Genomic DNA, 26,938 nt, shown 5'->3' with positions numbered 1-26,938 from the left:
TGGAGGCCAGGGGGCCGAGCAGGGCCAGGGCCAGGAACGTGGCGGCCCGCGCCCGGCTGGAAACCTCGGAGAACGCCGGGGCGGTGCGGGCCACGCTGGGGTGCAGCGCGGCGCCGCCGATGAGGATCGAGGCGCCCAGCCAGGCGATCGTGGTGACCGCGCCGGACGGCCGGCCCGTCGCCAGGTCGAGCAGCCGCGCGCTGTCGGCGACGAACAGGGCTCCCTGGGCGGCGCTGAGCAGGAGCAGCCACGGACCCCGGCCCCTGGCCAGCGCCAGCCGTACGACCAGGCCGAGCAGGAACAGGTCGATGACCGGGGTGGCCAGCGCCAGGGCGAGCTCCGCGCCGGTGTAGCCGCTGCGGTCGATCACCGGGGCGATGAAGAACGTCCAGAAGGGCATGGCCACGCCGACGGTGATGATCGCGGCGTCCAGCAGCGCGGCCCGGAGCGAACGGCTCCGCTGCCTGCTCAGCAGCACCAGGGCGGGCAGGCCGAAGGAGTAGCAGACCACCACCAGGGTGCTGTAGACGCTCATGGCGCCGGGGATCTCCAGCCAGACCCAGCCGACGGCCCAGACCAGCGTGGTCGTCAGCCAGTTCATGACGCTGCCCGTGGCCAGCAGCCGCCACGGCCACTGACGGCCCAGGCGGTGCCGGCGGATCCCGGAGACGACGGCCAGCGCCGCGACCCCCTGCAGCAGCACCCAGGGCAGCACGTTCAGGGGCGGGGAGAACAGCGGGGTGGCCAGCGCGAGCAGGCCCGCGGCCGCGAGGAACACCGGACGACCGTACGGCTCGCGCGCGAGACGCGAGCAGGCGGCGGGGACCGCTCCACGCGATGTCCGGCTCATGTTCCCTTCCTCGATCGCCATGCGCTGGAACCGGGTGCCGGAAAACGGCCTCCCGGCGGTACGGCGCGGGCACGGCGGATGCCGAGGGGGTGCCGTCCGGCCGCCGGGCGGGATCACCCGAGGGCTCCTCCGGTCCGGCGGATCCCTCATCGGCAGCGGAACGGAGGAGCTGACGAAGAACGGGGACGACGTCGCCGCCGGCCGTACGCGCTCAGGGGCCGTCCCGCCGGACGGCGGAGGGCGGCCGGTGCCTCCCGGCCGCCCTCCGCCCACGGCCCAGGGAGCGCCGGCCGAGGTCCGGCATTCGGGGGAACGAGGCCGGACACCGGCCAACCTAGGCGGGCACGGCGGGATGCGTCTGCGGAGAAATGCACTCAGGCCCGCCGCTCCCACACCGCGGGATCCCGCCCTCCTCAGGTCCGCCGCTCCCACGTGGCGGGATCCCGTTCCTCTCGGGCCCGTTCTTCTCAGGCCCGCTCTCCTCAGGCCCGCCGCTCCCACGCGGCCAGGATCTCGGCCTCCTTGCCGGGGTCGATGCCGTGCCGCATGCGCTCGGTGCCGAAGGACCGCCGCTCCTCCGGGACGTCGCGCAGCCAGGCCCAGGTGTCGCGGACGGTCTCCGCGACCGGCCGGCAGGTCAGGCCGGCGGCCACCGCCTTGGCCGAGGAGGGCAGCCACACGCCCGCCAGCTCGGGGATGTCGGGGGCCCAGAGCGGCAGCTCGGTCCACGGCTGCACCCCGTGGTCGAGCAGGACGCGGTCGTCGACCCAGACGAGCCCGGCGGACGATCCGGTCGCCGCCCGGCACTCCTCCAGGAAACCGCCGTAGGTGAGGCCGTCGCGGATCCCGGCGGCGAAGAACCGGTCCTGCGTGCCCGCCTCGCCCTGCGACAGGGTGAAGGCGGCGAGGTCGCGCGCGTCGATGACCTGCATCTCGACCCCGGGATCACCCGGCGCGAGCACCTTCCCGCCGCGCGCCATCCGGGTCAGCCACCAGGGCAGTCGGCCGACGTTCTCGTGCGGGCCGAGGATGAGGCCCGGCTCGACGATCAGGGAGTTGCCGTCGAACCCCTGCTCCACCGCGCGCTCGCAGCCCGCCTTGAGCGTGCCGTAGTCGCCGTCGTCCGGCCCGGCGTCGGGGGCGCACTCGAACCGGGGCGAGCCCTCGTCGGTCGGGCCCTTCCCCGGCCAGAGGGAGCAGGCCGAGATGCTGGAGATGAAGGCGTAAGTGGCGGCCTTCCCGTTGAGCGCACGCACGGACCGGCCGACGACCCGGGGGACGAACCCGCAGACGTCGACGACGACGTCCCACTCCCGGCCGTCCACGAGCCGCGCGAGGTCCTCGGGGGACTCGCGGTCACCCCGGACGGCCTCGACGCCCGGCAGGTCCTCGCCGCTCCTGCCCCGGTTGAACGTCGTCACCTCGTGTCCGCGCCGCAGCGCCTCCTCGGTGATCGCCCGGCCGAGGAACACCGAGCCGCCGATGATCAGAGTTCTCATGGCGTCTCATTGTTCGTGCCGTCCGGGAGGAAGGACAGCCTGTTTCACCTCCGGCGCAAGCCGTACGCCGAGAGCGGACCGGCCGGGGGCGCCGTCGGCGGAGGCGGGGGAGTGGTCGAGGACGTGGACCCTGGCGGCGCCGATGTCGAAGTACAGGCCCACCAGCTCCAGGCGTCCGGCGCGCACGCGCCGGTCCACCTCGGGGTGGGTGCGGAGGTTCTCCAGCTGCTGGATCACGTTGATCCGGCAGAGCCGGTCGAGCGGACCGCTCCCGGCGCCGTCGCCGTCGGCGGAGACGAACCGGGCCAGGCTGGGAGCGCCGTGCCGCAGCCAGTGGCCGAGGCCGGGCAGTTCGGCGGCCTTCCCTCCGCCGTCGAGCAGCGCCGCCATCGCGCCGCAGCCGGAGTGGCCGCAGACCGTGATGGTCCGGACGTCGAGCACGCCGGTGGCGTACTCGATCGAGGCCGCGACGGAGTGGTCCGCGGGCGCGGCCCCCCGGCGCGGGACCAGGTTGCCGATGTTGCGGACGGTGAACAGGTCGCCGGGACCGCTGGCGGTGATGAGGTTCGGCACGATCCGGGAGTCCGCGCAGGTGATGAAGAGGTGGGAGGGCTCCTGCTTGCGGGCCAGGCCGTGCAGCACCGGGCGGACCAGCGGGGCCGTACGGCGGTGGAACTCCCGGGCGCCGGCCAGCAGATCGGGTACGGCGGGGCCGGCGGAGTCGCCGGTGGCGCCGTCACCGGGAACGCCCCAGCCGGGAGCGCCGTCACCGGACACGTGGCGGACCGGGATCAAGCTGCCGGCGGACACCGGCCTGCGCCGCCGCCGGTGGGACCAGGGCAGCCACCAGCGGTCCGGGGCCACCGGCGGGGTCTTGGCCGGGAACATCCGGGCGCCGCTGGCGGCCATGGCGTACCACTCGTCGTGGATCTCGTCGATGTCCACGGTGCCGCCGCCGCGTTCGTGGTTCTGCCGCCAGGTGTGGACGGCCTCGAAGGCGGCGTTGTCCATGAAGTCGATGTTCAGGTCGAGGTCGACCGCGGTCCCCGCCGGGATGGCGCACAGCTCCGAGGTGAGCCGGGGCACGCCGAGGAAGGTCAGCGAGCCGCCGATCAGCACGTGCCAGCGGCCGTCGGCCTCCGGCACGGCCCGGACGGTCACCCAGGTGAGGCGGCGCAGCGCCAGCAGCGCGGCGAGTCCCAGGCCGAGCAGCACGCCCTCGGCGAGGCCGAGCAGCACCACGCCGGAGAGGGTGACGAAGTAGACCGGCACCTCGCCGTGGCCGCGCAGGTTGCGGACGTGCCCGACGTTGACCATCTGGACGCCGATGAAGACCAGCAGCGCGGCCAGCGCCTCCATGGGGATGAAGGCGACGCTCCAGCCCAGGCCGAGCGCGAACAGCAGGATCCAGACGCCGTGCAGGGTCGCGGACCAGCGACTGCGCGCTCCGGCGCGGGCGTTGGCGGTGCTGCGCACGATGACCCCGGCGACGGGCAGGCCGCCCAGCGCGCCGCTCACCATGTTGGCCACGCCCTGGGCGGTCAGCTCCTTGTCGAGGTCGGCGCGCCTGCCGTCGTGCAGCTTGTCGACCGCCACCGAGCAGAGCAGGGACTCCACCCCGGCGAGCAGGGCGACGAGCAGCACCGCGGTGGCGATCCCGTGCCAGTCGCCCAGGGGCCAGGCCGGGGCCGACCACCCGCTCAGGCCCACCGAGAGGTCGATCCGGGTGACGTCCCAGCCGAGCACCACGGCGGTCACGGAGGCGGTGGCGAGGGCCGCCAGCGGGGCCGGGACGACCCGGAGCCGCCGGGGCAGCCGGGTCCAGACGGCCAGGACCGCGATGGTCAGCAGCCCGGCGAGGACCGGAGGGCCGTGGTGGTCCGCGATCTGCCGGGGGAGCTCGGCGAGGTTCTCGACCGCGGAGGACTGCGGGGCGCCGCCGAGGACCACGTGCAGCTGGGACAGGGCGATCACCACGCCGACGCCGGCGAGCATGCCGTGCACCACGGCCGGGGAGACGGCCAGGGCCGCGCGGGCGACCCGGAAGACCCCCAGGAGGAGCTGGAGCCCGCCCGCCATCAGAGTGATCATGCAGGTGGCCCGCCAGCCGTACCGCGTGACGAGATCGGCGACCACCAGGGCGAGCCCGGCGGCGGGGCCGCTCACCTGGACGGCCGAACCGCCCAGGAGTCCCGCCACGACGCCACCGACCGCACCGGCGACGAGCCCGGCCGCCAGCGGCGCCCCCGAGGCGACGGCGATGCCCAGGCAGAGGGGCACCGCGACCAGGAAGACCACCAGGGAGGCGGGCAGGTCGTGCCGTAGCACGGAGGTGAAACCGCTCGGAGTGGTCGATGAGTCACTCTTCGTGTCCGTCCCCATGGGGCAGACCCTATGCCGAAGGCCTCCGGCAGCGGGGGTGCTTACCGGAGGCCTTTACGGATGACGGAGGAAATCAGCGGTAATAGTCGGGGTAGTCCTGATCCTGGTCCTGGCTGCGATGGTGGCCGCCCCGTGAACCCGCGCGGCTTTGCCCGTCGGGGGCCGCGGCGGTCTCGGCGGTGGCGCCGTAGAGATCGCCGTAACTCGGCCAGCTCGCGCTCCCGGTGGCGGCACTCGTGGCGGGGCCTGCGAGAGGACCGCCGACGGGGCCCGCGGGGGCCGGCTCGGGCCAGGCGACGGGGTTGGCGGGCGAGGCGTACCGGCCGGTCTCGTAACCGTAGTCTCCGCCGGCCGCGGGGCCGGAGCCTCCCCTCGGGAGGTCGTCGTAGGGGGCGACGACGCGGGACGGGCCCGTCGGAGTCGAGATCGCGGGGCTCGGACCGGTGAGCACGTCGTCGTCGATGGTCGCCCAGCCGGCGCTCACCTCGTAGGAGGGGGCGGTGGGAGGGGCGCTGTGGACGGGTGTCTGGTACGAGCTGTAGGAGGGGGCCGGGTCGTCCAGGATGTCGGCCGTGTTCATCGCGGCCCAGCCGCCGGAGTCCGGGGCCGTGGCCTTGGCCCAGGGATTGTCCGCGAGGGGGGTCGCGGGGGGCGTCGAGGGCGCCGCGCCGTAGGGGGAGGAGAGCGGGTCCACCGCCGGGGAGGGCGGGGTCCCGGGGGGCACCGGGGACATGGCGGGGAAACCGCCGCTGGTGGTGGGGCCCAGGGGGGGCATCGCGGCGGCCTCACCGGTGGCCGGGCCGAACGCCGGGCTCTGCCCGCCGGTCGTGGCCGGATCGCCGGGGACGGCGGGACCGGACGGGGAGACCTGAGCGCCGGGGGCGGCGGAAGGGGCGGCGCCGCGCGGGTAGGGACCGCGGAGCGGGTCGTTCAGCGGGTCCGGGCGCGCCGGGCCGCCGGCCCGGGAGCCTCCCGCGCCGCCCGGTCCGGTCGGGGCGTTCGACGAGGAAGAGCGGCTGCTCCGGCGGGAACCGGACCGCGGGGTGCGGCCGTCGCCGAAGGTGCCGGGGGTCGGCGCGGCGAAGGTGACGGTCTTCTGCTCGGCCAGCGAAGCGGCGCTGGGGGCCGGGTTCGGCTGGACCGGCTCGACCAGGTCGCTGAGGCCCGAGGGCAGGGACGCCGAGGCGACGGCGGGGGCGGGGACAGGGGGAGCCGGGGGGACCGGCGCGGACTGGCCGGGGCGGGACCTGTTCGGCAGGGGGGCCTGCACGGTCACCGCGTCGGCGTCGGCCTCCGGGCGGTCGGGCTGCTCGACGGGGCGGCTGGCGCCCATCTTGGCCCCGAGGGAACCGCCGAAGCCGCCGTCGTCCGCCTGGAGCCGAGTCCAGTAGTCGTCGTCGTAGTCGTCGGGCTCGCCGAACTCGTTCACGCCGCGCTTGCCGCGGGCGCCCGTCGGACGCGGCGGACGGGGTTTGGGCTCGTCGAACGGGGAGAGGTCCGGCGTGAAATGGTCCATCTTGGGTTCACGGGTCGCGAAGTCGTCGATGGACCGCGTGGGCGTCGACGCCTCCTTCTCGGCCATCTCCCGCAGGCGCTCCGCAGGGAGCGCGCTCTCCCTGCGGTTCATCGACCGCATTCCCATGGCCACGACGACCAGTACGAGGAGCACGACGGCCACCAGGCCCACTATGACCAGGATCATTGCACCACCTTCAAGGCCATGGCCTCCCAGCGGCGCCGGTGAGGTCGCGCGGCCATCGACGCGACCTGCCCCCTGTGATCACCTGCGCTCGGACATTGGATCTGATTGTGTCGGACCACTATGAGCGTTGTCACACCCTAAGTGAAGAATCGGTAACCATTACTACCTCCGGTGTTCAGCTCATCACTCGATGTGCGTCGCGGTCAGCCGTCCCCAGGCGATCGTCTTGTCCGCGATGCTCTTCAGGGTCTCGGAGAGGGGGGCACCCTTCGCGAGCTCGACCTTCCCGTTGAGCGCGTAGACAGTGAAACGATAGTTCTCCTGAGGCAGGCACGGAGGCGCATAGCCCACTTTGCCGTTGGTCGTGCTGCCCTCCACGGCTCCGGGGGGAAGCGTGCTCTCGGCCAGCTCGTTCGTGCGCGGGTTGATGTCGAACACCACCCAGTGCACCTCGGCGCCGGCCTGGGCGTTGTCGTTGTCGGCCACGATCGCCACGGACTTCGCGTCCTCGGGCACGCGCGACCATCGCAGCGGCGGGTTGCCGACCGAGCCGCGGCAGGAGTAGTCGGACGGCAGGGGGCCACCGTCCCGCAGCGTGGGGCTTGAGACGCTGAGCGGTTCCAGCTGGAGCCGCTCGGCGGAGGCGGCGCTGCCGACCATGCCGCAACCGGAAGAGACGACGACGAACGCCGCGGACACCGTCGCCATGACGGTCCGGCGCGCGCGCGTAGACGTGTTCGACTTCCCCATGCCCGATGATGCTACGCGGATCTGGAAGGTGCACCGACCGGATCGCGAGGTTCCGTGGCGCGGAAACGTCCCGGAATCGGACAGAATCAATGGATGGACGGGGTGAGGGAGGGCGCCGAGGTGAATTTCGCCATCCTCGGGCCCCTGGAGGTCCGCCGCCGCGGCGAGGCCGTGGAGATCACCGGTCGGCGTCTGCGTGCCCTCCTCTGCCTGCTGGTCCTCGACGCCGGGCGGGCCGTGCCGACGGACCGGCTGGTCGCGGGGGTCTGGGGGGACCGGCCCCCGGCCGCGGTGACGAATGCGTTGCAGGCCCTGGTCTCCCGCCTCCGCGCGGTGCTGGGCGACCCGCGGGGTCTCGTCGAGGCGACGGCGACCGGTTACCGGCTGGCCGCCGGCCCCGAGCAGGTGGACGCGCACCGGTTCGCCCGGCTGGCGGGCGAGGGCCGGGCCGCCCTCGGCGCGGGCTCCCCGGCGGAGGCGGCGGCCGCGCTCCGCGCCGCGCTGGAGCTGTGGCGGGGGCCGGCCCTGGCGGACCTGGGCGGTGACGAGATCGCCGCCTCCGCCCTCGCCCGGCTGGAGGCCCTGCGCCTGGCCGCGCTGGAGGATCGGATCGAGGCCGACCTGCTGCTCGGCCGGGAGGCCGGCCTGGCCGCCGAACTGCCCGCGCTGATCGCCGCCCACCCGTTCCGCGAGCGGCTGCGCGGCCAGTTCATGCGCGCGCTGTACGGCTCGGGCCGCCGGGTCGAGGCGCTGGCCGCGTTCGAGGACGCCCGCGCGCTCTTCGCCGAGGAGCTCGGCGCCGACCCCTCACCCGGCCTGGCCGGCCTCCACCTGTCCATGCTGCGCGGGGAACCGGTGGACGGGACGGAGCGGAGGCCCGGTTCCACGGCCTCCCCCGCGCCCCCGTCCGCGCCCGCTCCCGGCCGCGTGCCCCTCCCGGCGTCCGCGCCCGACGGAGGGGCCGCTCCCGCTTCCGTGCCGGCGTCCGCTTCCGTGCCGGGACCGGCGGGGTCTCCGCGGCGGGGCAACCTGCGGGCCGGGCTCACCAGCTTCGTCGGGCGGGAGCACGACGTGGCCCGCACGGCGGAACTGCTCGCCCGGCACCGGCTGGTCACCCTGCTCGGCCCCGGCGGCGCGGGGAAGAGCAGGCTGGCGGTCGAGACGGCCGAGGCGGTGGCCGAAGGGCTGCCGGACGGGGTATGGCTGGCGGAGCTCGCCCCGGTGGCGGATCCCGCGGAGGTGCCGGGGGCCGTGTTCTCGGCGTTCTCGGCGCTGGAACTGCGCGACGGCCCGCTCGTGCGGCCCGGGCCCCTCCCCCCGCGGGCCCGCGATCCGCTCTCCCGTCTGCTCTCGGCTCTGGCGGAGAAACGGCTGCTGATCGTCCTGGACAACTGCGAGCATCTGATCGAGGCGGCGGCGCGGCTCGCCGACCGCGTGCTCGCCGACTGCCCCGGCGTGCGGATCCTGGCCACGAGCCGCGAGCCGCTCGGCATCACCGGCGAGCTGACCTGGCCGGTGCCGCCGCTGGAGATCCCGCCCCCGAGCGACGGCCCGGACGGCGGCCCGGGCGACGCCGCGCTGGACTACCCCGCGGTCCGCCTGTTCGCCGAGCGCGCCGCGGCGGTCCGTCCCGGCTACCGGCCCGAGGCGGAGATCGACGCGGTGGTGCGCATCTGCCGCGAGCTCGACGGCATGCCGCTCGCCATCGAGCTGGCCGCGGCCCGCCTCCGCTCCCTGTCCGCCGGGCAGATCGCCCACCGCCTCGACGACCGGTTCCGCCTCCTGACCGGCGGCAGCCGTACGGCGCTGCCCAGGCACCAGACGCTGCACGCGGTGGTGGAGTGGAGCTGGGACCTGCTGGACGAGCAGGAGCGGGCGCTGGCCCGCCGCCTGTCCGTCTTCGCCGGGGGCATCGCCCTGGAGGCCGCCGAGCGGATCTGCGCCGGAGAGGGACTGCCGCGCGCCGACGTGCTCGACGTGCTGGCCCGCCTGGTCGACAAATCGCTGGTGGCGGTGGCGGGCCACGATCCCGTGCCCCGCTACCGGATGCTGGAGACCATCCGCGCGTACGCCGCCGAACGGCTGGAGGCCTCGGGCGAGCGGGAACGGCTGCGGCTGGCGCACGCCGTCCACTTCACCGAGCTGGCGGAGGCGGCCGATCCGGGACTCCGCGACCGGCGGCAGGCGGCCTGCCTCGCCGAGATGGCGCGCGAGCACGACAACCTGTCGGCGGCGCTGCGCTGGGCGGTCGAGGGGGGCCGCGTCGAGCTGGCGCTGCGGCTGGTCGGCGCACTGGGCTGGTACTGGTGGCTGAGCGGCCACCGGACCGAGGGTGCGCACCGGGCCCGTGAGGTGCTCGGCAAGGCGGGCGGCGCCGCTCCCGGGCCGCTCGCGCTGGCCCGGGCGGTGTACGGGATCAACGCGGTCGGTGCGGGGAGCGCCCTCGACGGCGCACGGGCCGAACTGGCCGAGGCGATCCGGCTGGCCAGGGAGGAGGTCGCCCGGCCCTGGCATCCGATGGTGGCGCTGGCGGGACCGATCGTCGCCCTCTTCCTGGGCTCCCGCCCGGACGACGGTCACCTCGACGAGATGTCCGCCCATCCCGACCCGTGGGTGAGGGCCCTGATCCACCTGTTCCTCGGGGCCGAGCAGCTCGCCGCCGGCCGGCTCGACGCCTGCGAGGCGGAGATGACGGTCTCCCTGGACGGTTTCCGCCGGCTCGGCGAGCGCTGGGGCACCGGCAACGCCCTGGCCGTGCTGGGCGAGCTGGACTTTCTGCGCGGTGAGCCGGAGCGGGGGCTGGAGAGGCTGCACGAGGCCATCGCCGTCCTGGAGGAGATCGCCGCGGTGGACGAACTCGCCTACATGCGGGGCAGACTCGCGTTCGCGCTCAACCTGACGGGCGACCGGGCGACGGCCGGGGAACTGCTGGAGGAGTCGCTCCGCTTCGCCCTGCGCAACGGCGACCGGGTCGGCGGGATGTCGCTGCTCGCCGGCCGGGGGGACTTCGCCCGCGAGGTCGGCGACTTCGCCGGGGCCAGGCGCTACTACGCCGACGCCCTGCGGATGGTGGACGCCGAACCCGGCATGCCGGTGCAGATCAGAGCGATGATCAATGTTTCGCTCGGTCTGCTGGCCGAGCAGGAGGGGGACCTCGCCCGGGCCCGCCGCCTGCTGGAGGCGGCGCTGGAGCAGGCGGCGGGCTCGACGGACGCGGGCGCGCTCGGCATGGCGCTGATCGGCATGGCCGGCCTGGTCCTGTCGGAGGGCGACCCGGCCGGGGCTGCGACGCTGCTCGGCGGGGCCGCGACCGTCCGGGGCGTCGAGGCGGTGGTCGACTTCGACCACGTGCGGATCACCGGACGCGCGAGGGCCGCGCTCGGTGAGGAGGGGTTCTCCCTCCACTACGGGCGCGGCCGCGTGCTGTCCCGCCAGGACGTCGTCTCCCTGGCGGGCAGGCTCCCGCCGCATCTCCCGGCGGCCTCACGGTAGGGGACGCGGCTCCGGGTCCCCGCTCCCGGAGAACGGCCCCCCGCCCCCGCGGCTGGAGGGCGTCACACCCGGACGCGGAAGGCCCGGATCGCCAGGGGCGCGAAGACCACCGCGAACCCGGCCGCCCAGAGCAGGGAGATCATCGAGGCGTGGGCGACCTCGCCGCCGATCAGCAGGCCGCGGATGGCGTCGGCCAGGTGCGTGACCGGGTTGATGTCGGACCAGACCCGCAGCCATTCGGGGAAGGTCTTCGACGGCACCAGCGCACTGCTGGTGAACGTCAGCGGCATCATGGTGGAGAAGGCGATCATCTGCACCTTCTCCGGGCTGGAGGCCTTGAGCCCGATCAGCACCGACATCCACGACATGGCCAGGGCGACCACCACCAGCAGTGCCAGGGCGCCCAGCAGGCCGATCACGCTCGTCTCGACCCGGAACCCCAGGATCATGCCGAAGCCGACGAGCAGCGCGAAGGCCCACACCTGCTTGGCCGTGTCGGCGATGATCCGGCCGGACAGCGGCGCGGTCCGCGCGATCGGCAGGCTCCTGAGCCGGTCGAAGACGCCCTTGGTGATGTCGGTGTTCAGCCCGATCGCGGTGGACAGGGTGTAGAACAGGGCGTTCTGCACGAGGAGGCCCGGCAGGGCGAACTGCAGGTAGTCGCCCGTCGAACCGGAGATCGCACCGCCGAACACGTAGGTGAACAGCAGCAGGAACATGATGGGCTGGATGCTCAGGTCGAGCAGCTCCCAAGGGTTGTGCTTGACCTGGACCAGACTGCGCCAGGCCAGCGTCATCGTCTGCCGGAGCGTGGCCAGCGGGCCGACGTGCCCGGCCGGGGCCGCCACCGCCGGTGCCGCGGTCGTCGTCATCGCCGTCATGCCGGAACCTCTTCCTTCGCCGTGGCCGCCTTCTCGGTGACGGGCTCCTCTTCGGCCCGGTGGCCGGTGAGGGCCAGGAACACCTCGTCCAGGCTGGACTTGCGCAGTGCCAGCTCGGTGGCGACGACGCCCAGGTCGTCGAGGCGGCGGACGATCGCGGGCACGACCGCCGGGTCGTGCACCGAGGCGGTGGCCCTGCCGCCGGTCAGGTCGGGGGCCTCGCCGATGACGTCGGCGACGACCTGGGAGACCAGGTCGAGGTCGGCGGGCTTGAGCGGCCGGACCTCCAGGACCTGCGCGCCGGTGGTCGCCTTCAGCTCGTCGGATGTGCCCGAGGCGATCACCCTGCCGTGGTCGAAGACCACGATGTCGTCGGCGAGCTGGTCGGCCTCCTCGAGGTATTGGGTGGTGAGCAGCACCGACACCCCGTCGGCCATCAGGCCGCGCACGACGCTCCACAGCTCCGTCCGGCTGCGGGGGTCGAGGCCGGTGGTGGGCTCGTCGAGGAAGAGCACCTGCGGCCGCCCGACCAGGCTCGCCGCCAGGTCCAGCCGGCGGCGCATGCCGCCCGAGTAGGTCTTGGTGGCCCGGCCGCCCGCGTCGGAGAGGGCGAACCGCTCCAGCAGCTCGGCGGCCCGCCGCCGGGAGTCGGACCTCGACATGCCGAGGAGCCGGCCGATCATGACCAGGTTCTCCACGCCGGTGAGCATCTCGTCCACCGCGGCGTACTGGCCGGTGAGGCCGATGAGCGAGCGCACCTGGTGGGCCTGGCGGACCACGTCGAACCCCCCGACCGTGGCCCTGCCCTCGTCGGGGCGGAGGAGCGTCGCGAGGATCCGCACCGCGGTGGTCTTGCCCGCCCCGTTCGGCCCCAGGACGCCCAGCAGGCGTCCCTGCGGGACGACGAGATCGACCCCGTCGAGCGCCCGGGTCTCCCCGTAGCGTTTCACCAGGCCCTCCGCCCGGATGGCATGCTGCATGATCGGTTCCCTTCGTCGTGTGCCCTCCCAGGGTGCCGGTCGCCACTGACACTTTCCTGAGCCCGCGCCGACGCCGCCGGCGACGGGAGAGGCGGCGCTGACGGATCGCTGACGGATCGCTGAGGGGACCCCGCCGCGGGATCACCGGGAGGGCGCCGGTACGGCGCTCCGGTCGCCGGAACGCGACCGTCTAGGCTGGCGTTGTGAGCGACCAAACCGATACGAACGGGGACGTCACGAACGTGACGGAGCCGCCGGACCAGGCCGGAGGCCGGGTCCGGCCGGCGCCGGGGCCCGGACGCGTCCCCCTGCGTGACCCCGCCAACCGCGTCTCCCGCAAGGCGATCGCGTTGTGGCTGATGGAGGGGGCCGTCTGGACGGTGCTCCTGGTCGCCGGCTCCGTCCTCCTGGCGGGCTGGATCGGGGACGCCCGCTGGACCTGGTTGCCCGGATGGATCGTGGACGAGATCGGGTTGCTCCCGTGGGCGGTGGGGGTCGTCCTCGCGGCGCTGACCGTCACGGAGTCCCTCTGGCGCTACGCGGTGCACCGCTGGGAGCTCACCGGGGACGTGGTCTACGCGCGGTCCGGATGGCTCAGCAGGGACTGGGTGTTCGTCCCGGTCAGCCGGATCCAGACGGTGGACAAGGCCCAGGGCTGGTTCGAGCGCCTGCTCGGCCTGGCCACGGTCGAGATCCGTACGGCCTCCCACGCGGGGTCGTCCACGATCAAGGGCCTCGACTACGGGGTGGCCGCGGGGCTCGCGGAGGCACTCGCCCGCAGGGCCGAGGAACTGAGGGATGACGCGACGTGACCGGACCCCCGCCCCTGCCGGACTCCGGGCCTCCGGAGGCATGGCTCCCCGGTCACGGGCCCGCGGATCCCGGCCCGTCCGGCCCCGGAGGGCCGCCGCCGGTCACCCGGGCGCTGCGGCTGAGCCCGAAGGTGCTGCTGACCGATCCGATCCGGATGCTGCCCTCGCTCCTCCTGCCCCTGATCGGCGTCCTGTTCCTCGGCGGGTTCTCGCCGGGCTCGTTCGCCTGGGCGGCGCTCGGCGTCGTCGGCTCGGTCGTCTACTCCGCCGTCCGCTGGGCGACCTTCACCTACCAGGTCGTCGGCGACCGGTTGGAGCTCACCCGGGCCCTGGTCAGCCGATCGGTACGGACGGTCCCGCTGGAGCGGATCCGCGGCGTCGACGTCAGCCACCCGCCGCTGCACCGCCTGCTCGGCATCGCCGTCCTCCGGATCGACACCGGGGCGGGCGGCGACGAGAAGCAGGAGGGGGAGCTCGACGGGGTGACCGAGGCCGAGGCGGAACGGCTCAAGGCCGTACTGCTCTGGCACGCCCGGGCCCGCCTGGCGCGGCGCGCCGGGACCGCACCCGCGGGCGCCGGGTCCCCGGACCCCACCGAGACGGGACCCGGCGGTGCGGAGGCGGGCGGCGAAGCCCTCCGCGGCTTCCCGGCGACGGGCTCCGAGGCCTCCTCCTCGCTCCGCCACGAGGTCGGCGAGACGACTCCGGAGCGGATCTTCCTGGTGGTGCCGCGCAGGTGGCTCGCCTACGGTCCCCTCTCCGGGGCCTATCTGCTCACCCCCTTCGCGCTGCTGGCCGGCGCCGTGGGCGCCGCGTTCCAGTGGGGAGGGGAGCTCGGCGTCGACCGGCGGGTCATGTGGAGCGCCGTGGAGTGGCTGTGGGGGCACCGTCCCCTGCTGATCGCCGCCGTGGTGCTGCTGGTGCTGATCACCCCGGTCATCGGCGTGGTGATGTACGCCGTGTTCAACTGGGACTTCACCCTGCGCGCCCGGGACGGCTACCTCATCGCGGAGCGGGGCCTGCTCACCCGCCGGAGCGTGTCGCTGGAACGGCGCAGGGTGCGCGGGTTCGAGCTGGTCGAGGGACTGGTCGAGCGCAGGACGGGGATGGCCAGGGCGTGGGCCATCGTGACCGGGCTGGGGGACTCGCAGACCCGCGGTCAGCTCCTGCCCGTGGTGCCCCGGGCGGTCGCGCTGGACGTGGTGGGGGAGGGGGTCGGCCCGATCACGACCGCCCTGCGGGCGCATCCCCCGGCGGCGCGCCGGCGCAGGCTGTTCCGGGCCGTCTTCCCGTGGCTGGTGGTCGCGGCGTGCGCCCTGGCTGCCGCTCTGGCCTGGTCCGGTCCCTGGTGGGGATCGGTGGCGGCGGCGCTGGCGCTCGCGCTGCTCGGTGTCCCGCTCGGCCTCGACCGCTACCGCTCGCTCGGGCACGCCTACGACGGTTCCCGCCTGTCGGTGCGGTCGGGATCGCTGCGGCGCTCGCAGGCCGTGGTGGAACGGCGGGCCGTCGTCGGCTGGACGCTCAGCCAGACCTGGTTCCAGCGCAGAGCCGGCCTGCTGACCGTGGTCGCCGGAGTCGGAGCGGGGAGCGGGGGGTACGCGGCGCTGGACGTCGGGGAGGAGGAAGGCGTCGCCTTCGTCTCCGAAGTGACGCCCGACTGGCTCGCGCCGTTCGTCGTCTCGGACTGAGGCCTGTCACCCGGGGCTCCGTCCCCGCCTGGTCCGTCCCCGCCCGGCGCGTTCCTGCGCCCCCGAGATCACCGGATCGTCCCCGGGTCTCCCCGGAGGCCTCCGGCGCGCCGGGCGGTTCCCCGGTCAGTCGGGGCGGCGGGCGCCGAACATGATCTCGTCCCAGGTCGGCACGGACGCCCGCCGCCCCCGGCCGCGCTTGGCCGGACGGGCCGGTGCCGGAGCGGGCTTGGGCGGCTCGGCGGGCTTGTCGGCCGGAGGCTTGTCCGCGGCCTTCTCCACCGGGGGCTTCGCGGTCTCGACCGGCTGCGCCGCGTCCTCCCGGACGGGCTCCTTGACCGGGGCCACCGGAACCCTCCCGCGCGGCCGGTCCGCGCTGACCCGGGCGGCGGGCACGGCGATCGGAGGCTCGGCCGTCCCGACCTCCTCCGTGTCCTCCTCTGTGCCCTCCTCCGAGGCCTCGGCGGCGGAGGAGGCTCCCGGAAGCGCTTCCCCCGCCGCGGCGGGGGCGACGGGGAGGTCCGCCTTCACCGGCTCGTCGCCGGCGTCCCGCTCCGGCGCTGCGGGTTCGGCGTCGGCGGTGCGCTCGGCGGGCGCGACCGGCTCGGATGAGACGGGCTCGGAGGCGAGCGTCCCGGACACGACGGAGGGGGCGCGTTCGCCGGGGCCGGCGACCTCGGCGGCCGGTCCGGGCGGGAGCTCGGCCGGGCCGGTCTCCCCGGTCACCGCGACCGGCTCGGCCGGCGTCCGTACGGCGGGGAAGGCCCCGGAGGCCGTTGCGGCGGCCTCCCGGAGCACGGCGGGGAGAGCGGGCGGCGCGACGGGCTCGGAGGCGGCCGGGTCCGGAGCGCGCAGCGGCGGCACCGAGAGCATGGGCGGGGCCTCGAAGCCCTCCGGGAGCGGGGGCATCGGCGGACGCTCGTACGCCACGGGCGGTGCGGCCGCCGCTGCGGGCTCGGCGGGCGGATCGGCGGCGACCGGCGGGAACTCGGGTTCGTCCTGGGGCGGCTCCAGCTCGGACTCGGCGGGGGGCCGGGTGAGCGGGGAGACGGCCGGCGGCTCCTGGCGCAGCACGGAGGGGAACGACACGGGCGGCTGGCTCAGCGACTCCGGGACCAGCGGGGGGACCGGGGCGAGCTTGCTCACGACGCGGGGCACGAACGGCGTGACCGTGGTGTCCTCGGCCGGCTCGACGTACTCGCCGGCGGACAGGCGCATGGCCTCGTCGTCGTGCGGGGTGATGTGGCGCCGGCGCGGATCGAAGAGCCACTCGGCGTGGCGCGTGTGTCCGTTCCACACGAAACCGAGCTTGATCCGCCAGAGGTTGTCCTCCCGCTTGGCGGAGTCCCAGTCGATCTCGTCGGCGGGCACGCCGCGCCGGGTCAGCCGCTCGGTGACCAGCTCGCCCAGGGTGGGGCCGGGCGCGGTGGCGTCGGGCAGCCGCACGGTGCAGCGCTGCGCCTGCTGGGCCATGTACTCGCGCTCCTGGAGCACGGGCCCTTCGAACCACCGCACCCGCTCGACGGGGATGCCCGCGGTGGCGGCGATCTCCTCGGCGGTCTCGCCGGCGCGGATCCGGGCCTGGATCTCCTTGGGGCGCAACGGGCTCTCCACTTCGATCTCGTACTGGCCGAGACGGGAGAAGTTGCCGCGGACGGCAGCACGGAGCCGGTCGTCGACGGGCAGCGTGAACCGGGTGCCCCGGCCGGCCGTTGCCAGCACGAGATAGGTCCCGTCCTCACTCACCGCGACGAGTCGGAGCTCCTGCATGCGAGTCCCTTCGTCGTCGTGCTCAATCTTCCCCCGGACCCTTGAGTGTCTCGCGTGTGCCGGTTGCCTGCCAGCACCGTACCCGGCATGTCCGAACATAGCCTTGCCGGAGAGGGCTCGCATCGATGTGACGCCAGTCACATTTGCTCTATTCGTCCGATTGAAGGACATTCGTGCGGAGCAGTGGATTCGGGTCCCCGACGGATTCTTCCCAATAATCTCCGGCCCCGTCGCGGACTTCGCACAAGAGCCGGGAAGCGCTTGGGGCGGGGAGGGCCGGGAAGACGGGGGAGACGGTACGGGAGGCTCGGCCGGCGGGGCGGCCGCGCCCGCCGCGTCCTCCCCGTTGCGGCCCGCCGCCTGCTGTGCCCCGTCCCGGCCCGCCGCGCCCTGTGCCGCGTCCCGTGTCCTGTCGTCCTCCGCCGCGTCCTCCGCCGCGTCCTGCGCGGGGGCGGCCGCCGGCACGGCGGGGACCGCCGGGGCGGAGGCGGGGGCGGCGGGACGTGCCTGGCCGGGACGGCGGAGGAAGGTCATCTCCAGGGCTCCTCGGGGTAGAGCGGCGCGGGACACTGCGCAGTGTGCCCGCGGAGGAGAGCGGGGGGCCCGCGCGGACACGCGGGCGCGCCGTTCCTTGGCGGACCCTTGGGCGCGCCCTTGCGGCCCGGGCCGGGCGGGCGCCGCTCAGGGGCCCAGGACCCCGTCCAGATAGTCGTTGGCGAACAGCCGCTCCGGATCCAGGCGGTCCCGCAGCGCCAGGAAGTCGGCGAACCGCGGGTAGACGGTGCCCAGGTAGGCGGCGTCGCGGGTGTGCAGCTTCCCCCAGTGGGGGCGCCCGCCGAGCCGCGTCATGATCTCCTCGACGCCCTCGAAGTACTCGGGGTGCGGCGTGGGCCGGTAGATGTGGCAGGCGAGGTAGGCGGTGTCCCTGCCGTAGGCGGTGGACAGCCACGCGTCGGAGGCCGGGGTGACCCGCACCTCGACGGGGAAGCCGATCTTCCAGTCGCGCAGCTCGATCAGGTCGCGGGTCTCGCGCAGCGCCTGGCCCAGGTGCTCGCGCGGAATGGCGTACTCCATCTCCAGGAACCGCACCTCCCGCACGCTCGTGAAGACCTTGTAGGCGGTGTCGGTGCAGGTGGAGGCCGACAACGCCGCCGCCGAGAGCGCGTTGATCCGGGGGATCGCGCCGGGGAGGCGGGCGCCGATCCGGCAGAGCGCGCCGAACAGCGTGTTCTCCAGGAACGTGTCGTCCAGCCAGCGCTTGAAGGCGCCCGGCGGGTCGGCCGGACCGGCGCTGCGGTTGTTGCGCTTGGTGAGGCAGGTGTCGGTGTGCGGCAGCCAGAAGAAGTCCAGGTGCTCGTTGCCGGAGGTGAGGGCGTCGAGGGAGCCGAGGATCTCGCTCAGCGCCATCGGCCGCCGGGTGCTGCGCAGCAGGAACGACGGCTCCACCCGGAAGGTCACGGCGGTCAGCACGCCGAGCGCGCCCAGGCCCACCCGTGCGGCGTCGAACAGGTCCCGCTCCGCCTGCTCGGCGGCGTCCGCCCGGACCGTGACGACCTCGCCGCCGGCGAGCACCATCTCCAGCGCGAGCACCTGGTCGGCCAGGCCGCCGACGTCGCGGCCGGTGCCGTGGGTGCCGGTCTGGATCGCCCCGGCCAGCGTCTGGGCGGTGATGTCGCCCATGTTGGCCAGCGCCAGGCCCATGCGGTGGAGTTCCTCGTTGAGGACCCGCAGCGGGGTGCCCGCTGCGGCGGTCACCCGGCCGTCGCCCGCCTGCAGGATCCCGGTCAGCCCGTCGGGGCGGAGCAGCAGGCCGTCGGTGAGGGCCACGCCGGTGAACGAGTGCCCGGTCCCCGTCATGCGCACCCGCCGCCCCGACGCCGCGGCGTCCCGTACGGCCCGCACCACCTCCTCGACCGAGGAGGGGGTGCGGACCTCGGCGGGCACGACGGACTGGTTGCCCGCCCAGTTACGGAACTCGTGCATAAATGTGAACGATACTCATGATTTCTGCTCCGCAACAGAGGGCCGCAGCCACGTCGAGCCCGCGACGCCGACGGCCGCGGCCAGCAGGGCGCAGAGGAAGGGGAAGGCGTAGGCGTTGGACGCGCCGAACAGGTCGGTGAGCCGTCCCGCGGCCCACGCGCCGAGCGCCACGCCGAACCCGATCGCGGTGGAGAGCCAGGACATGCCCTCGGTCAGCAGGTGGGCCGGGACCAGCCGTTCGATCAGCGCGTAGCCGGTGATGATCGTGGGGGAGATCGAGAGGCCGGCGACGAACAGCGCCACGGCCATCACCCGCAGGTCGCCGACCAGGAAGACGGGGGTGAGCCCGGCGGCGAACGTGCCCAGCGCCCGGACGAACCGGGTGCGCAGGGAGAGCTTCCAGGGCCGCGCGCCGTACCAGAGGCCGGACACCAGGCTCCCGGCCGCGAGCGCGGACAGCAGCAGCCCGCCGGCGACCGGGACGCCGCGCTCCTCGGCGAACGCCACCGTGATCAGGTCCACCGAGCCGAAGACCGCGCCCATGCCGAGGAAGACGCACGACAGCAGGGCGACCCCGGGGATCGTGATGGGGGTGCCGGAGTGCGTCCCGCCCCGGAGGGCCGGCGGCTCGGAGCCGCGCTGCAGGGCGAAGGCGAAGGTGCCGACGAGTGCGCAGACCACCACCACGATCAGGCCGACGTAGGGATTGACCATGGTCGCCAGAGAGGTGGCGAGCGCCGGGCCGGCGACGAAGATGACCTCGTCGGCGACCGACTCGAACGAGAACGCGGTGTGCAACCGGTCCGACCCGCTCAGCACGTGGGCCCAGCGGGCGCGCACCAGCGCGCCGAGGGAGACCGCCGTCGCGCCCGCCACCAGGCCCGAGGCGAACAGCGTCCAGGCGGGCGCCCCGGCCTGCGCGCAGAGCATCAGCGCGATCAGCGCGCTCCCGTGCGCGAAGGTCAGCGGGACGATTACCCTGGCCTGACCGAACTTGTCCACCAGGCGCCCGGAGAAGGGCGCGGCGACGGCATAGGAGACGCTGACGGTGGCTGCGACCGCGCCCGCCATGCCGTACGACCCCGTCAGGGTCTCGACGAGCACGATGATGCCCAGTCCCAGCATCGACATCGGCATCCGCCCGACGAAGCCCGAGATCACGAAACCCTTGACTCCGGGCGTGCTGAACAGCTCCCGGTACGGCCCGACCACCGATTTTCCCCTTCCGCACGCCCCAGGCGTGGATCGCACTGACGATTTCGCACCAAACGGCAGCCCGGCAAGTGATTTTCCATGCAACGGTGTGCTGTACGGCCCGCTGAGGCAAACGTGACCGAGCGTCAGAGTCTTCCCAGGTCGCGGGTGTTCATGGTGATCCTGGCCGGATCGCTCGCGCTGACCGCCGCCGCGGGGGCGGTGGTGGTGGCGGTCGGGGCCGCCGGGCCGGCCGCGGTTACGGAGGCGGCGCCCGGTACGGCGGACGCCGCCCGCGCCGGCGTCTCCGACCTGAGGGAGCTCTCGCCGCGGAGGGCCTCCGCGGCGACCGCCTCCGCCCCGGCCGTCCGCACCACCGGAGGCACCAGCACGGCCGGGGACAGCGGGGACAGCGGGGACGCCGGTGCGGCCGGGGGCACCCGGGATACCGGCACGGCCGGGGACGCCGACGGGCCCGGCGCCGCCCCGACCCCGCCCCGGCTGCTGGTCATCTCCCGGTCCACCCTGCCCCAGCAGACCAGGGACGACATCGCGGGACTGGAGCACGTCCGCAAGGTCGACGCGTTCGACGGCGGCGCCGTACGGGTCTCCGGGGTCGGGCTGAACCTGCTCGCGGTGGACCCCGCCCGCTTCCGCGCCTGGGCGCCGAAGGCGGTGGCGGACGAGCAGGGCGTGTGGGACGCGCTGGCCAGGGGGGAGCTCGTCGCCGACGGCGCGGCGGTCCGGCGGCTCGGACTGGTCCTCGGCTCGCACTACCAGGTGGACGGCGGGCCCCGGCTCCGGGTCGCCGCCTCCGCCCGCTTCGGGCTGCCCGGCGTGGACGGCCTGGTGGGGCAGGAGACCGGCCGGCGGCTGGGGCTGCTGCCCGGTGTGGCGCTGCTGGTGCACGGCCCGGCGAAGGCGACGGACGCGCTCGGCGCCGGGGTGCGCAAGCTGCTGGGCGCGGGCTCGCAGGTCGTGCCGCTGGGCGCGGGCGGTGCGGGCGGTACGGCGCGGGCGAAGGCCGGCACCGGGACCGGTACGGGAACGGGGACCGGGACGGAGACGGCGTCCCGGCCGCAGGCGGCGCGCCGGGCGTCGGTCGGGCGGCCCGGCAGCTACCTGGAGCTGTACCGGAAGGCGGCGGAGGTCTGCCCCGGCCTGTCGTGGACCGTGCTGGCCGCGATCGGCCAGGTGGAGAGCTCGCACGGGCGCAACAACGGCCCGTCCTCGGCGGGTGCGCAGGGTCCGATGCAGTTCATGCCGGCCACCTGGAAGGCCTACGGCGTGGACGGCGACGGCGACGGCGTCAGGGACATCTGGAGTCCCTACGACGCCGTCCCCGGCGCGGCCAACTACCTGTGCGCCAACGGCGCGGGCCAGGGCGGGAAGAAGCTGGAGAAGGCCGTCTGGTTCTACAACCACTCGTGGTCGTACGTCAGGAAGGTCCTGGGCATCGCCGAGGCCTACGCCCGCACCTACCCGTGACCGTGCCCGCCGCGGGAGCGCGCTCGCCCGTGGAGCGCGCTCGCCCGTGGAGCGTCGGTCCGGGCGCGGCGCCGCCCGGCGGCGAAGGCGGCCGCCGGTCTACCCGTGGGCGCGGCGGCGCGGCGGCGCCGGGCAGCAGCCGGGCGGGCAGGCCGGCGGCTCCGGCTCGGCCAGCAGCTCGCCGACCACCGCGACGAAGCTCGGGTGGGTGCCCACGGTCGCGGCCCTGGCCAGCGGGAGGCCGATCTCCCGGGCGAGGTCCGCCGCCTCCACGTCGAGGTCGTAGACGACCTCCATGTGGTCGGAGACGAAGCCGATCGGGACCAGCACCACCGCCGGGGCGCCGAGCCCGCGCAGGTGGTCGCAGACGTCGGGCTCCAGCCACGGGACGTGCGGCGGGCCGCTGCGGCTCTGCCAGACCAGGTCCCACCCGCGGTCGCCGCCCAGCCCGGCCACGACCAGCTCGGCGGCCCGGCGCAGCTGCGCCTCGTAGGCCCCGCCGTCCGGCCCGGACGTCGCGGCCATCGAGATCGGGACGCTGTGCGCGGTGAAGACCAGCCGCGCGCCGTCCCGGTGCTCGGCGGGCAGGCGCTCCAGGGCCTCGCGGGTGTGGTCGACCATGGCCGCGACGAAGCCGGGGCGGTCGTAGTAGTGGGGGAGCTTGACGACCTCCGGGGCGCCCTCCACGGCCGCGCGGGCCAGGGCGATGTCGTCGAGGTACTGCCGGCAGGCCGAGTAGGAGCTGTAGGCCGAGGTCACGAAGGCCGCGGCCCGCTTCACCCCGTCGGCGGCCATCCGCCGGAGCGTGTCCTCCAGGTAGGGGTGCCAGTTGCGGTTGCCCCAGTAGACCGGCAGGTCGACGGTCGGCTCGACGGCCGCGATCAGGTCGCGGCACTGCTGGTTGATCGGGCTGACCCCGCCGAAGCGCTGGTAGTGCGCCTCGACCTCCAGCAGGCGCTCGCGGGGGACGTCGCGGCCCCGCACGACGTTCTCCAGGAACGGCATCACGTCGTCCGGCTTCTCCGGACCTCCGAACGAGACGACGAGCAGCGCGTCGTAGCTCCCCACAGCACTCCCCACGGTTCCCACGGTGCCCACGGCCTTCATCCAACCGTATGCCCGGGCCGCTCCTCGCATCGCCATGACCGGTGTTTCGCGCGGGACGGCCGCGTGGATGCATGAACCGGGACCCGATGTAGAGGTAAGTTCGGGAAGGTGACCCCTTTTTCTGACATGCGTGACTATGTCGGCGTGCCGCGGGTGGCTTCCCTGCGGCTCTCCCCGGACGGGACCCGTCTGGTGAGCGTGGTGCAGTCCCTCAACCCGGACGGCAGGAGCTACGGGACGTCGCTGTGGGAGATCCCCCTCGACGGGCGCTCGCCGTACCGGCTGACCAGGTCCGTCAAGGGCGAGGCCGGCGCCGAGTTCACCGCCGGCGGCGACGTGCTGTTCGGCTCGCGCCGCCCCGACCCGACGGTCAAGGACCCCGACGAGGAGGCGCCCGCGCTCTGGCTGCTCCCCATGGGCGGGGGCGAGGCCCGCCAGGTCGCCTCCCGGCCCGGCGGGATCGCCGGCTTCGCGACCGGCGGCTCCGTCGTCGTCTTCGGCTCCGACGTGCTCGCGGGCGACGAGGCCACCGAGGCCGACCGGCGCAAGGCCCGCAAGGACGCCGGGATCAGCGCGATCCTGCACGAGAGCTACCCGGTGCGCTACTGGGACCACGACCTGGGCCCCGGCGAGCCCCGCCTGTTCGCCGGCGTCCTGGGCGAGGGCCGGCTGACCGGGATCAGGGACCTCACCCCCGAGCCGGGCAAGGCGCTGACCAACGCCTCCTACGAGGTGGTCCCGGACGGCGGCACGGTCGTCACCACCTGGACGGTCCCACTGCCGGGTGGTGAGCTGCGCACCGAGCTGGTCGCGATCGAGACCGCGGACGGCGGGGCCCGCCGGGTCCTGGCGGGCCAGGACGGCCACGACTTCGAGGGGCCGCTCGCGGTCTCGCCCGACGGCCGCCTGGTCGCCTGCGTGCGCAGCGGCCACGCCTCCGTCACCGAGATCCCCCGGGTCACGCTCTGGATCGTCGACCTGGCGACCGGCGAGGGGCACGCCGCGGGCGGCGACCTGTGGCCGTCGGACATGGTGTGGGCCCCCGACTCGGCCTCGCTGTACGTGGCCGCCGACCACCTCGGCCGCCGTCCCGTCTTCCGCGTCCCGGCCGACGGCTCCGAGCCGGTACGGCTCACGCCCGACGACGCGGCCTACTCCTCGCTCAACGCGGCCCCCGACGGGAGCCTCTACGCGCTGCGCAGCGCCGTGGACCGGCCGGCCGGCCCGGTGCGGATCACCACCGGGGGCACCGGCGCGGTGGAGGAGCTGCCCTCCCCGGCGCCCGAGCTGGAGCTGCCCGGCACGCTCACCGAGGTCACCGCGACCGCCGACGACGGCGCGGAGATCCGGGCCTGGCTGGTGCTGCCCGAGGGCGCCTCGGCGGAGAACCCGGCGCCGTTCCTGCTCTGGATCCACGGCGGCCCGCTGTCCAGCTGGAACGACTGGTCCTGGCGGTGGAACCCGTGGATCATGGCGCGGCAGGGCTACGCCGTCCTGCTGCCCGACCCGTGCCTGTCGACCGGCTACGGACCGGAGATGATCCGGCGCGGCTGGGCGGACTGGGGCCCGCGCACCCACGCCGACCTGATGGCGATCACCGACGCGGTGCTGGAGCGGCCCGAGGTCGACGCCGCGCGCACCGCGGCGATGGGCGGCTCCTTCGGCGGCTACATGGCCAACTGGGTGGCCGGGCACACCGACCGGTTCAAGGCGATCGTCACCCACGCCTCGCTCTGGCACCTGGACCAGTTCGCCGGGACCACCGACGCCTCCATGTACTGGCAGCGCGAGTTCGGCAGGCCCGGCACCGAGCTGTACACCGAGCTCTCCCCGCACCTGTCCCTGGAGAGGATCACCACGCCGATGCTGGTGATCCACGGCGACAAGGACTACCGGGTGCCGATCGGCGAGGGGCTGCGCCTCTGGTGGGACCTGCAGCGCTCCGGCGTGGAGTCGAAGTTCCTCTACTTCCCCGACGAGAACCACTGGGTGCTCAAGCCGGGCAACGCGGTCGTCTGGTACGAGACGGTGCTCGCCTTCCTCGCCCAGCACGTCCTCGGCCAGGAGTGGAAGCGGCCCGAGTCGCTGTCGTGAACCCCGTCTGAACCCTGCCGCGGTCACCGTCGCGGGCCCCGTCGTGGACACCGTGCGGGCGCCGTCGCCGGCGCCGCCGGTCCGCCCGCCGCGAACCCGGTGCGGCGGGCGGACCGGCGCACCGGGCACGATGGGGCCGACGAGTGAGAGGATCGGGGAACGACATGAGCACTGCCGCTGACTTCCTGGGACTGGCGGAGAGGATCGCCCGCGAGGCCGGGGAGATGCTCCTGGCCGAGCGGCCGGTCCGGCCCGAGGTGCTGGCCACCAAGTCCAGCCCCACCGACGTGGTGACGGCGCTGGACCGGGCCTCGGAGGAGCTGATCCGCGCCAGGATCAAGGAGGTCAGGCCGGACGACGCGATCCTCGGCGAGGAGGGCGGCGTCACCGGTGAGGGGAGGGTGCGCTGGGTCGTCGACCCGATCGACGGCACGGTCAACTTCCTGTACGGCGTGCCGGAGTGGGCGGTGAGCATCGCGGTGGAGGTCGACGGTGAGATCGTCGCGGGCGTGGTGAACATCGTGCCCCGCGGCGAGGTCTTCACCGCGGCCCGGGGCGGGGGCGCGTGGCTGGCCGGTGAGCGGCTGCGCTGCAACAGCGGGGTGCCGCTGGCGCAGGCGCTGATCGCCACCGGCTTCGGCTACGAGCCCGGCAGGCGCGCGGTCCAGGCGGAGGTGCTCGCGCACGTGCTGCCGCGGGTGCGCGACATCCGCCGGGGCGGCTCGGCGGCCTCGGACCTGTGCGCGCTGGCCGCCGGACGGGTGGACGGATACTACGAGCGCGGCCCGCAGGAGTGGGACTACGCGGCCGGGGGGCTCGTCGCGGCCGAGGCGGGGGCCAGGCTCGGCGGGTTGCACGGCAAGCCGTGCAACCCGGGGCTGACGCTGTGCGCGGCGCCCGGGCTCTTCGAGGAGCTGCACGACCTGCTGGCCCCGCTGGATCCCGAGCGGGACGCCTGACCCGGGGTCCGGGCACACGGGAAGGCGCCCCCCGCCGCAGCCGCGCCGAGGCCGGCCGCGGCGGGGCCCGGGCACACGGGAAGGCGCCCTCCCCGAGCGGGGAGGGCGCCTTCCGCGGTGTCAGGGCCTGACGGTCAGGGCCTGATGGTCAGGGCTGGAGCGGGATGCCGTTGTCGGTGGCCAGCCGGCGCAGATCCTCGATCTCTGCGGTGAGCGTGTCGGCGAAGTAATCGTCACCGGTGGACCTGGCCTCCTGCAGGTTCTTGTAGGCCTGGTCGAGGCGGTGTTCGATCGTGGTCGTGAACTCGCCCATCTCACCTTCTCTCTCACGGGGTCCGAAGGGCGTTCGGCAAAAGGGTGTAGGACCGCTGTACCCAGTGCCCGGCATGTCCTAAACATGGGTGTGCGATACGTCACCGGCGGCGCACCCGTCATGGTGCGGGCCTTACCGCAGGCTTACGCAGGCTGCGGCGACAATGGGGTGATGGCGGGAGACCGTCCGGCGACGCGGGTTCTCCCGGCCGTCCCCCGGTGTTCCCCGAAGTGTTCCCAGAGGTTTTCCAGTGGAGGTGCCAGGGGTCGTGCGGGTGCTTGTGGTTGAGGACGAGCGGGTGCTCGCGGACGCGATCGCGACCGGGCTCCGGCGCGAGGCCATGGCCGTGGACGTCGCCTACGACGGCGCCGGCGCGCTGGAGCGGGCGAGCTACATCGACTACGACGTGATCGTGCTGGACCGGGACCTGCCCAAGGTCCACGGTGACGAGGTCTGCCGCCGCCTGGTGGCGGAGCGGACCGCCTCCCGGATCCTGATGCTGACCGCCTCGGGCGACGTCGACGACAAGGTGGAGGGGCTGGGGCTGGGCGCCGACGACTACCTGGCCAAGCCGTTCGTCTTCATCGAGCTGGTCGCCCGGGTCAGGGCGCTCGGCCGCCGCTCGGCCCCGGCGCTCCCGCCGGTGCTGGAGCGCTCCGGGATCCGGCTGGACCCGGGCAAGCGGCTGGTGACCAGGGACGGCGCGGAGGTGGCCCTGACCAAGAAGGAGTTCGCGGTCCTGGAGGAGCTGATGCGCGCCGAGGGCGCGGTCGTCAGCCAGGAGGACCTGCTGGACAAGGCCTGGGACGAGAACATCGACCCGTTCACCAACGTGGTGCGGGTGACCATGATGACCCTGCGGAAGAAGCTGGGCGAGCCGCAGGTGATCGAGACGGTGCCCGGGGTCGGATACCGGCTGTGAGCGGGTACCGCAGGCCGCGGGCCGGTGCGCGACCGGGACGGGGGATGTCGTGAGCGGGGCTCCGGAGGAGCG

Annotated in this window: 19 protein-coding genes; 7 read left to right on the top strand and 12 right to left on the bottom strand. The window is 74.4% G+C overall.

Translation table 11 applies throughout. The features are described from left to right. From IEZ07_RS25285 to IEZ07_RS25265, 5 genes are all read right to left on the bottom strand, one after another. The coding region (locus IEZ07_RS25285) for a hypothetical protein (protein ID WP_191897012.1) at positions 1-850 on the bottom strand (850 nt) is incomplete at its 3' end. 482 nt (positions 851-1,332) lie between these two features. Next, a complete protein-coding gene (locus IEZ07_RS25280) occupies positions 1,333-2,349 on the bottom strand; it encodes an NAD-dependent epimerase/dehydratase family protein (protein ID WP_191897011.1) in 1,017 nt (338 codons plus the stop codon). Positions 2,350-2,355: 6 nt separating this feature from the next. Further along, positions 2,356-4,731 carry a SulP family inorganic anion transporter gene (locus tag IEZ07_RS25275; RefSeq protein WP_191897010.1) on the bottom strand — a complete coding sequence of 792 codons (2,376 nt, stop codon included), beginning with the start codon at positions 4,729-4,731 and terminating at the stop codon, positions 2,356-2,358. A 73-nt stretch (positions 4,732-4,804) separates the two neighbouring features. Further along, entirely contained in the window at positions 4,805-6,433 is a 1,629-nt protein-coding gene (locus IEZ07_RS25270) for a hypothetical protein (protein WP_191897009.1), read from the bottom strand. A gap of 183 nt (positions 6,434-6,616) precedes the next feature. Next, positions 6,617-7,183, bottom strand: a complete 567-nt coding sequence (locus IEZ07_RS25265; protein WP_191897008.1) for a YbhB/YbcL family Raf kinase inhibitor-like protein — start codon at positions 7,181-7,183, stop codon at positions 6,617-6,619. Positions 7,184-7,276: 93 nt separating this feature from the next. On the opposite strand from IEZ07_RS25265, the gene IEZ07_RS25260 reads away from it, so the two are divergent. After that, positions 7,277-10,675: an AfsR/SARP family transcriptional regulator gene (locus IEZ07_RS25260; protein ID WP_191897007.1), complete on the top strand. Its 3,399-nt coding sequence runs from the start codon at positions 7,277-7,279 to the stop codon at positions 10,673-10,675. Positions 10,676-10,737: 62 nt separating this feature from the next. On the opposite strand, the gene IEZ07_RS25255 is transcribed toward IEZ07_RS25260, so the two are convergent. Together IEZ07_RS25255 and IEZ07_RS25250 are read right to left on the bottom strand one after the other, a co-directional pair. Next, positions 10,738-11,556 (bottom strand): ABC transporter permease, encoded by an 819-nt coding sequence (locus tag IEZ07_RS25255; protein WP_191897006.1) that lies wholly within the window; start codon positions 11,554-11,556, stop codon positions 10,738-10,740. Then, complete coding sequence (locus tag IEZ07_RS25250; protein WP_191897005.1) at positions 11,553-12,536, bottom strand: ATP-binding cassette domain-containing protein; 984 nt, start codon at positions 12,534-12,536, stop codon at positions 11,553-11,555. Before IEZ07_RS25250 ends, IEZ07_RS25255 begins: the two co-directional genes overlap by 4 nt. Positions 12,537-12,739: 203 nt before the next feature. Here IEZ07_RS25250 and IEZ07_RS25245 point away from each other — a divergent pair, with 203 nt between their 5' ends. Together IEZ07_RS25245 and IEZ07_RS25240 are read left to right on the top strand one after the other, a co-directional pair. After that, positions 12,740-13,348: a PH domain-containing protein gene (locus IEZ07_RS25245; RefSeq protein ID WP_239320436.1), complete on the top strand. Its 609-nt coding sequence runs from the start codon at positions 12,740-12,742 to the stop codon at positions 13,346-13,348. Next, complete coding sequence (locus IEZ07_RS25240) at positions 13,345-15,036, top strand: PH domain-containing protein (RefSeq protein WP_239320434.1); 1,692 nt, start codon at positions 13,345-13,347, stop codon at positions 15,034-15,036. The genes IEZ07_RS25245 and IEZ07_RS25240 overlap by 4 nt, the downstream gene beginning before the upstream one ends. 126 nt (positions 15,037-15,162) lie before the next feature. Here IEZ07_RS25240 and sepH read toward each other — a convergent pair whose 3' ends face one another. From sepH to IEZ07_RS25225, 3 genes are all read right to left on the bottom strand, one after another. Continuing rightward, positions 15,163-16,806: a septation protein SepH gene (gene sepH / locus IEZ07_RS25235; RefSeq protein WP_191897004.1), complete on the bottom strand. Its 1,644-nt coding sequence runs from the start codon at positions 16,804-16,806 to the stop codon at positions 15,163-15,165. 681 nt (positions 16,807-17,487) lie between these two features. After that, the gene (locus IEZ07_RS25230; RefSeq protein ID WP_191897003.1) at positions 17,488-18,789 is read right to left on the bottom strand and encodes a D-arabinono-1,4-lactone oxidase; all 1,302 of its coding nucleotides are present in this window, start codon (positions 18,787-18,789) and stop codon (positions 17,488-17,490) included. A gap of 15 nt (positions 18,790-18,804) precedes the next feature. Beyond that, positions 18,805-20,001, bottom strand: a complete 1,197-nt coding sequence (locus IEZ07_RS25225) for an MFS transporter (protein WP_191897002.1) — start codon at positions 19,999-20,001, stop codon at positions 18,805-18,807. Positions 20,002-20,118: 117 nt separating this feature from the next. Between IEZ07_RS25225 and IEZ07_RS25220 the strand changes: the two genes are divergently transcribed. Beyond that, a complete protein-coding gene (locus IEZ07_RS25220; RefSeq protein WP_275413854.1) occupies positions 20,119-21,471 on the top strand; it encodes a lytic transglycosylase domain-containing protein in 1,353 nt (450 codons plus the stop codon). 99 nt (positions 21,472-21,570) lie between these two features. Here the strand turns inward: IEZ07_RS25220 and IEZ07_RS25215 are convergent, their stop codons facing one another. After that, positions 21,571-22,539, bottom strand: coding sequence for a ferrochelatase (locus IEZ07_RS25215; RefSeq protein WP_204054542.1), 969 nt, complete (start codon positions 22,537-22,539; stop codon positions 21,571-21,573). Positions 22,540-22,704: 165 nt separating this feature from the next. On the opposite strand from IEZ07_RS25215, the gene IEZ07_RS25210 reads away from it, so the two are divergent. Next, positions 22,705-24,672, top strand: coding sequence for a S9 family peptidase (locus tag IEZ07_RS25210; RefSeq protein ID WP_191897001.1), 1,968 nt, complete (start codon positions 22,705-22,707; stop codon positions 24,670-24,672). A 164-nt stretch (positions 24,673-24,836) separates the two neighbouring features. Beyond that, positions 24,837-25,631 carry an inositol monophosphatase family protein gene (locus IEZ07_RS25205; RefSeq protein ID WP_191897000.1) on the top strand — a complete coding sequence of 265 codons (795 nt, stop codon included), beginning with the start codon at positions 24,837-24,839 and terminating at the stop codon, positions 25,629-25,631. A 148-nt stretch (positions 25,632-25,779) separates the two neighbouring features. Here the strand turns inward: IEZ07_RS25205 and IEZ07_RS25200 are convergent, their stop codons facing one another. Beyond that, positions 25,780-25,944 carry a hypothetical protein gene (locus IEZ07_RS25200; protein ID WP_189237307.1) on the bottom strand — a complete coding sequence of 55 codons (165 nt, stop codon included), beginning with the start codon at positions 25,942-25,944 and terminating at the stop codon, positions 25,780-25,782. A 268-nt stretch (positions 25,945-26,212) separates the two neighbouring features. Here IEZ07_RS25200 and IEZ07_RS25195 point away from each other — a divergent pair, with 268 nt between their 5' ends. Continuing rightward, positions 26,213-26,866 carry a response regulator transcription factor gene (locus IEZ07_RS25195; RefSeq protein WP_068896051.1) on the top strand — a complete coding sequence of 218 codons (654 nt, stop codon included), beginning with the start codon at positions 26,213-26,215 and terminating at the stop codon, positions 26,864-26,866. Positions 26,867-26,938 lie beyond the last annotated feature (72 nt).

It is taken from the genome of Planomonospora parontospora, from assembly GCA_014647935.1.
Lineage (GTDB): Bacteria > Actinomycetota > Actinomycetes > Streptosporangiales > Streptosporangiaceae > Planomonospora > Planomonospora parontospora.
Note: the sequence above shows the minus strand (reverse complement) of the source record. Positions and strands in the feature narration are given on the sequence as shown.

Coding starts and splice junctions, on each gene's coding strand:
- IEZ07_RS25280 (WP_191897011.1), bottom strand. CDS start 2,349: ATGAGAACTCTGATCATCGGCGGCTCGGTGTTCCTCGGCCGGGCGATC.
- IEZ07_RS25275 (WP_191897010.1), bottom strand. CDS start 4,731: ATGGGGACGGACACGAAGAGTGACTCATCGACCACTCCGAGCGGTTTC.
- IEZ07_RS25270 (WP_191897009.1), bottom strand. CDS start 6,433: ATGATCCTGGTCATAGTGGGCCTGGTGGCCGTCGTGCTCCTCGTACTG.
- IEZ07_RS25265 (WP_191897008.1), bottom strand. CDS start 7,183: ATGGGGAAGTCGAACACGTCTACGCGCGCGCGCCGGACCGTCATGGCG.
- IEZ07_RS25260 (WP_191897007.1), top strand. CDS start 7,277: ATGGACGGGGTGAGGGAGGGCGCCGAGGTGAATTTCGCCATCCTCGGG.
- IEZ07_RS25255 (WP_191897006.1), bottom strand. CDS start 11,556: ATGACGGCGATGACGACGACCGCGGCACCGGCGGTGGCGGCCCCGGCC.
- IEZ07_RS25250 (WP_191897005.1), bottom strand. CDS start 12,536: ATGCAGCATGCCATCCGGGCGGAGGGCCTGGTGAAACGCTACGGGGAG.
- sepH (WP_191897004.1), bottom strand. CDS start 16,806: ATGCAGGAGCTCCGACTCGTCGCGGTGAGTGAGGACGGGACCTATCTC.
- IEZ07_RS25230 (WP_191897003.1), bottom strand. CDS start 18,789: ATGCACGAGTTCCGTAACTGGGCGGGCAACCAGTCCGTCGTGCCCGCC.
- IEZ07_RS25210 (WP_191897001.1), top strand. CDS start 22,705: ATGCGTGACTATGTCGGCGTGCCGCGGGTGGCTTCCCTGCGGCTCTCC.
- IEZ07_RS25205 (WP_191897000.1), top strand. CDS start 24,837: ATGAGCACTGCCGCTGACTTCCTGGGACTGGCGGAGAGGATCGCCCGC.
- IEZ07_RS25200 (WP_189237307.1), bottom strand. CDS start 25,944: ATGGGCGAGTTCACGACCACGATCGAACACCGCCTCGACCAGGCCTAC.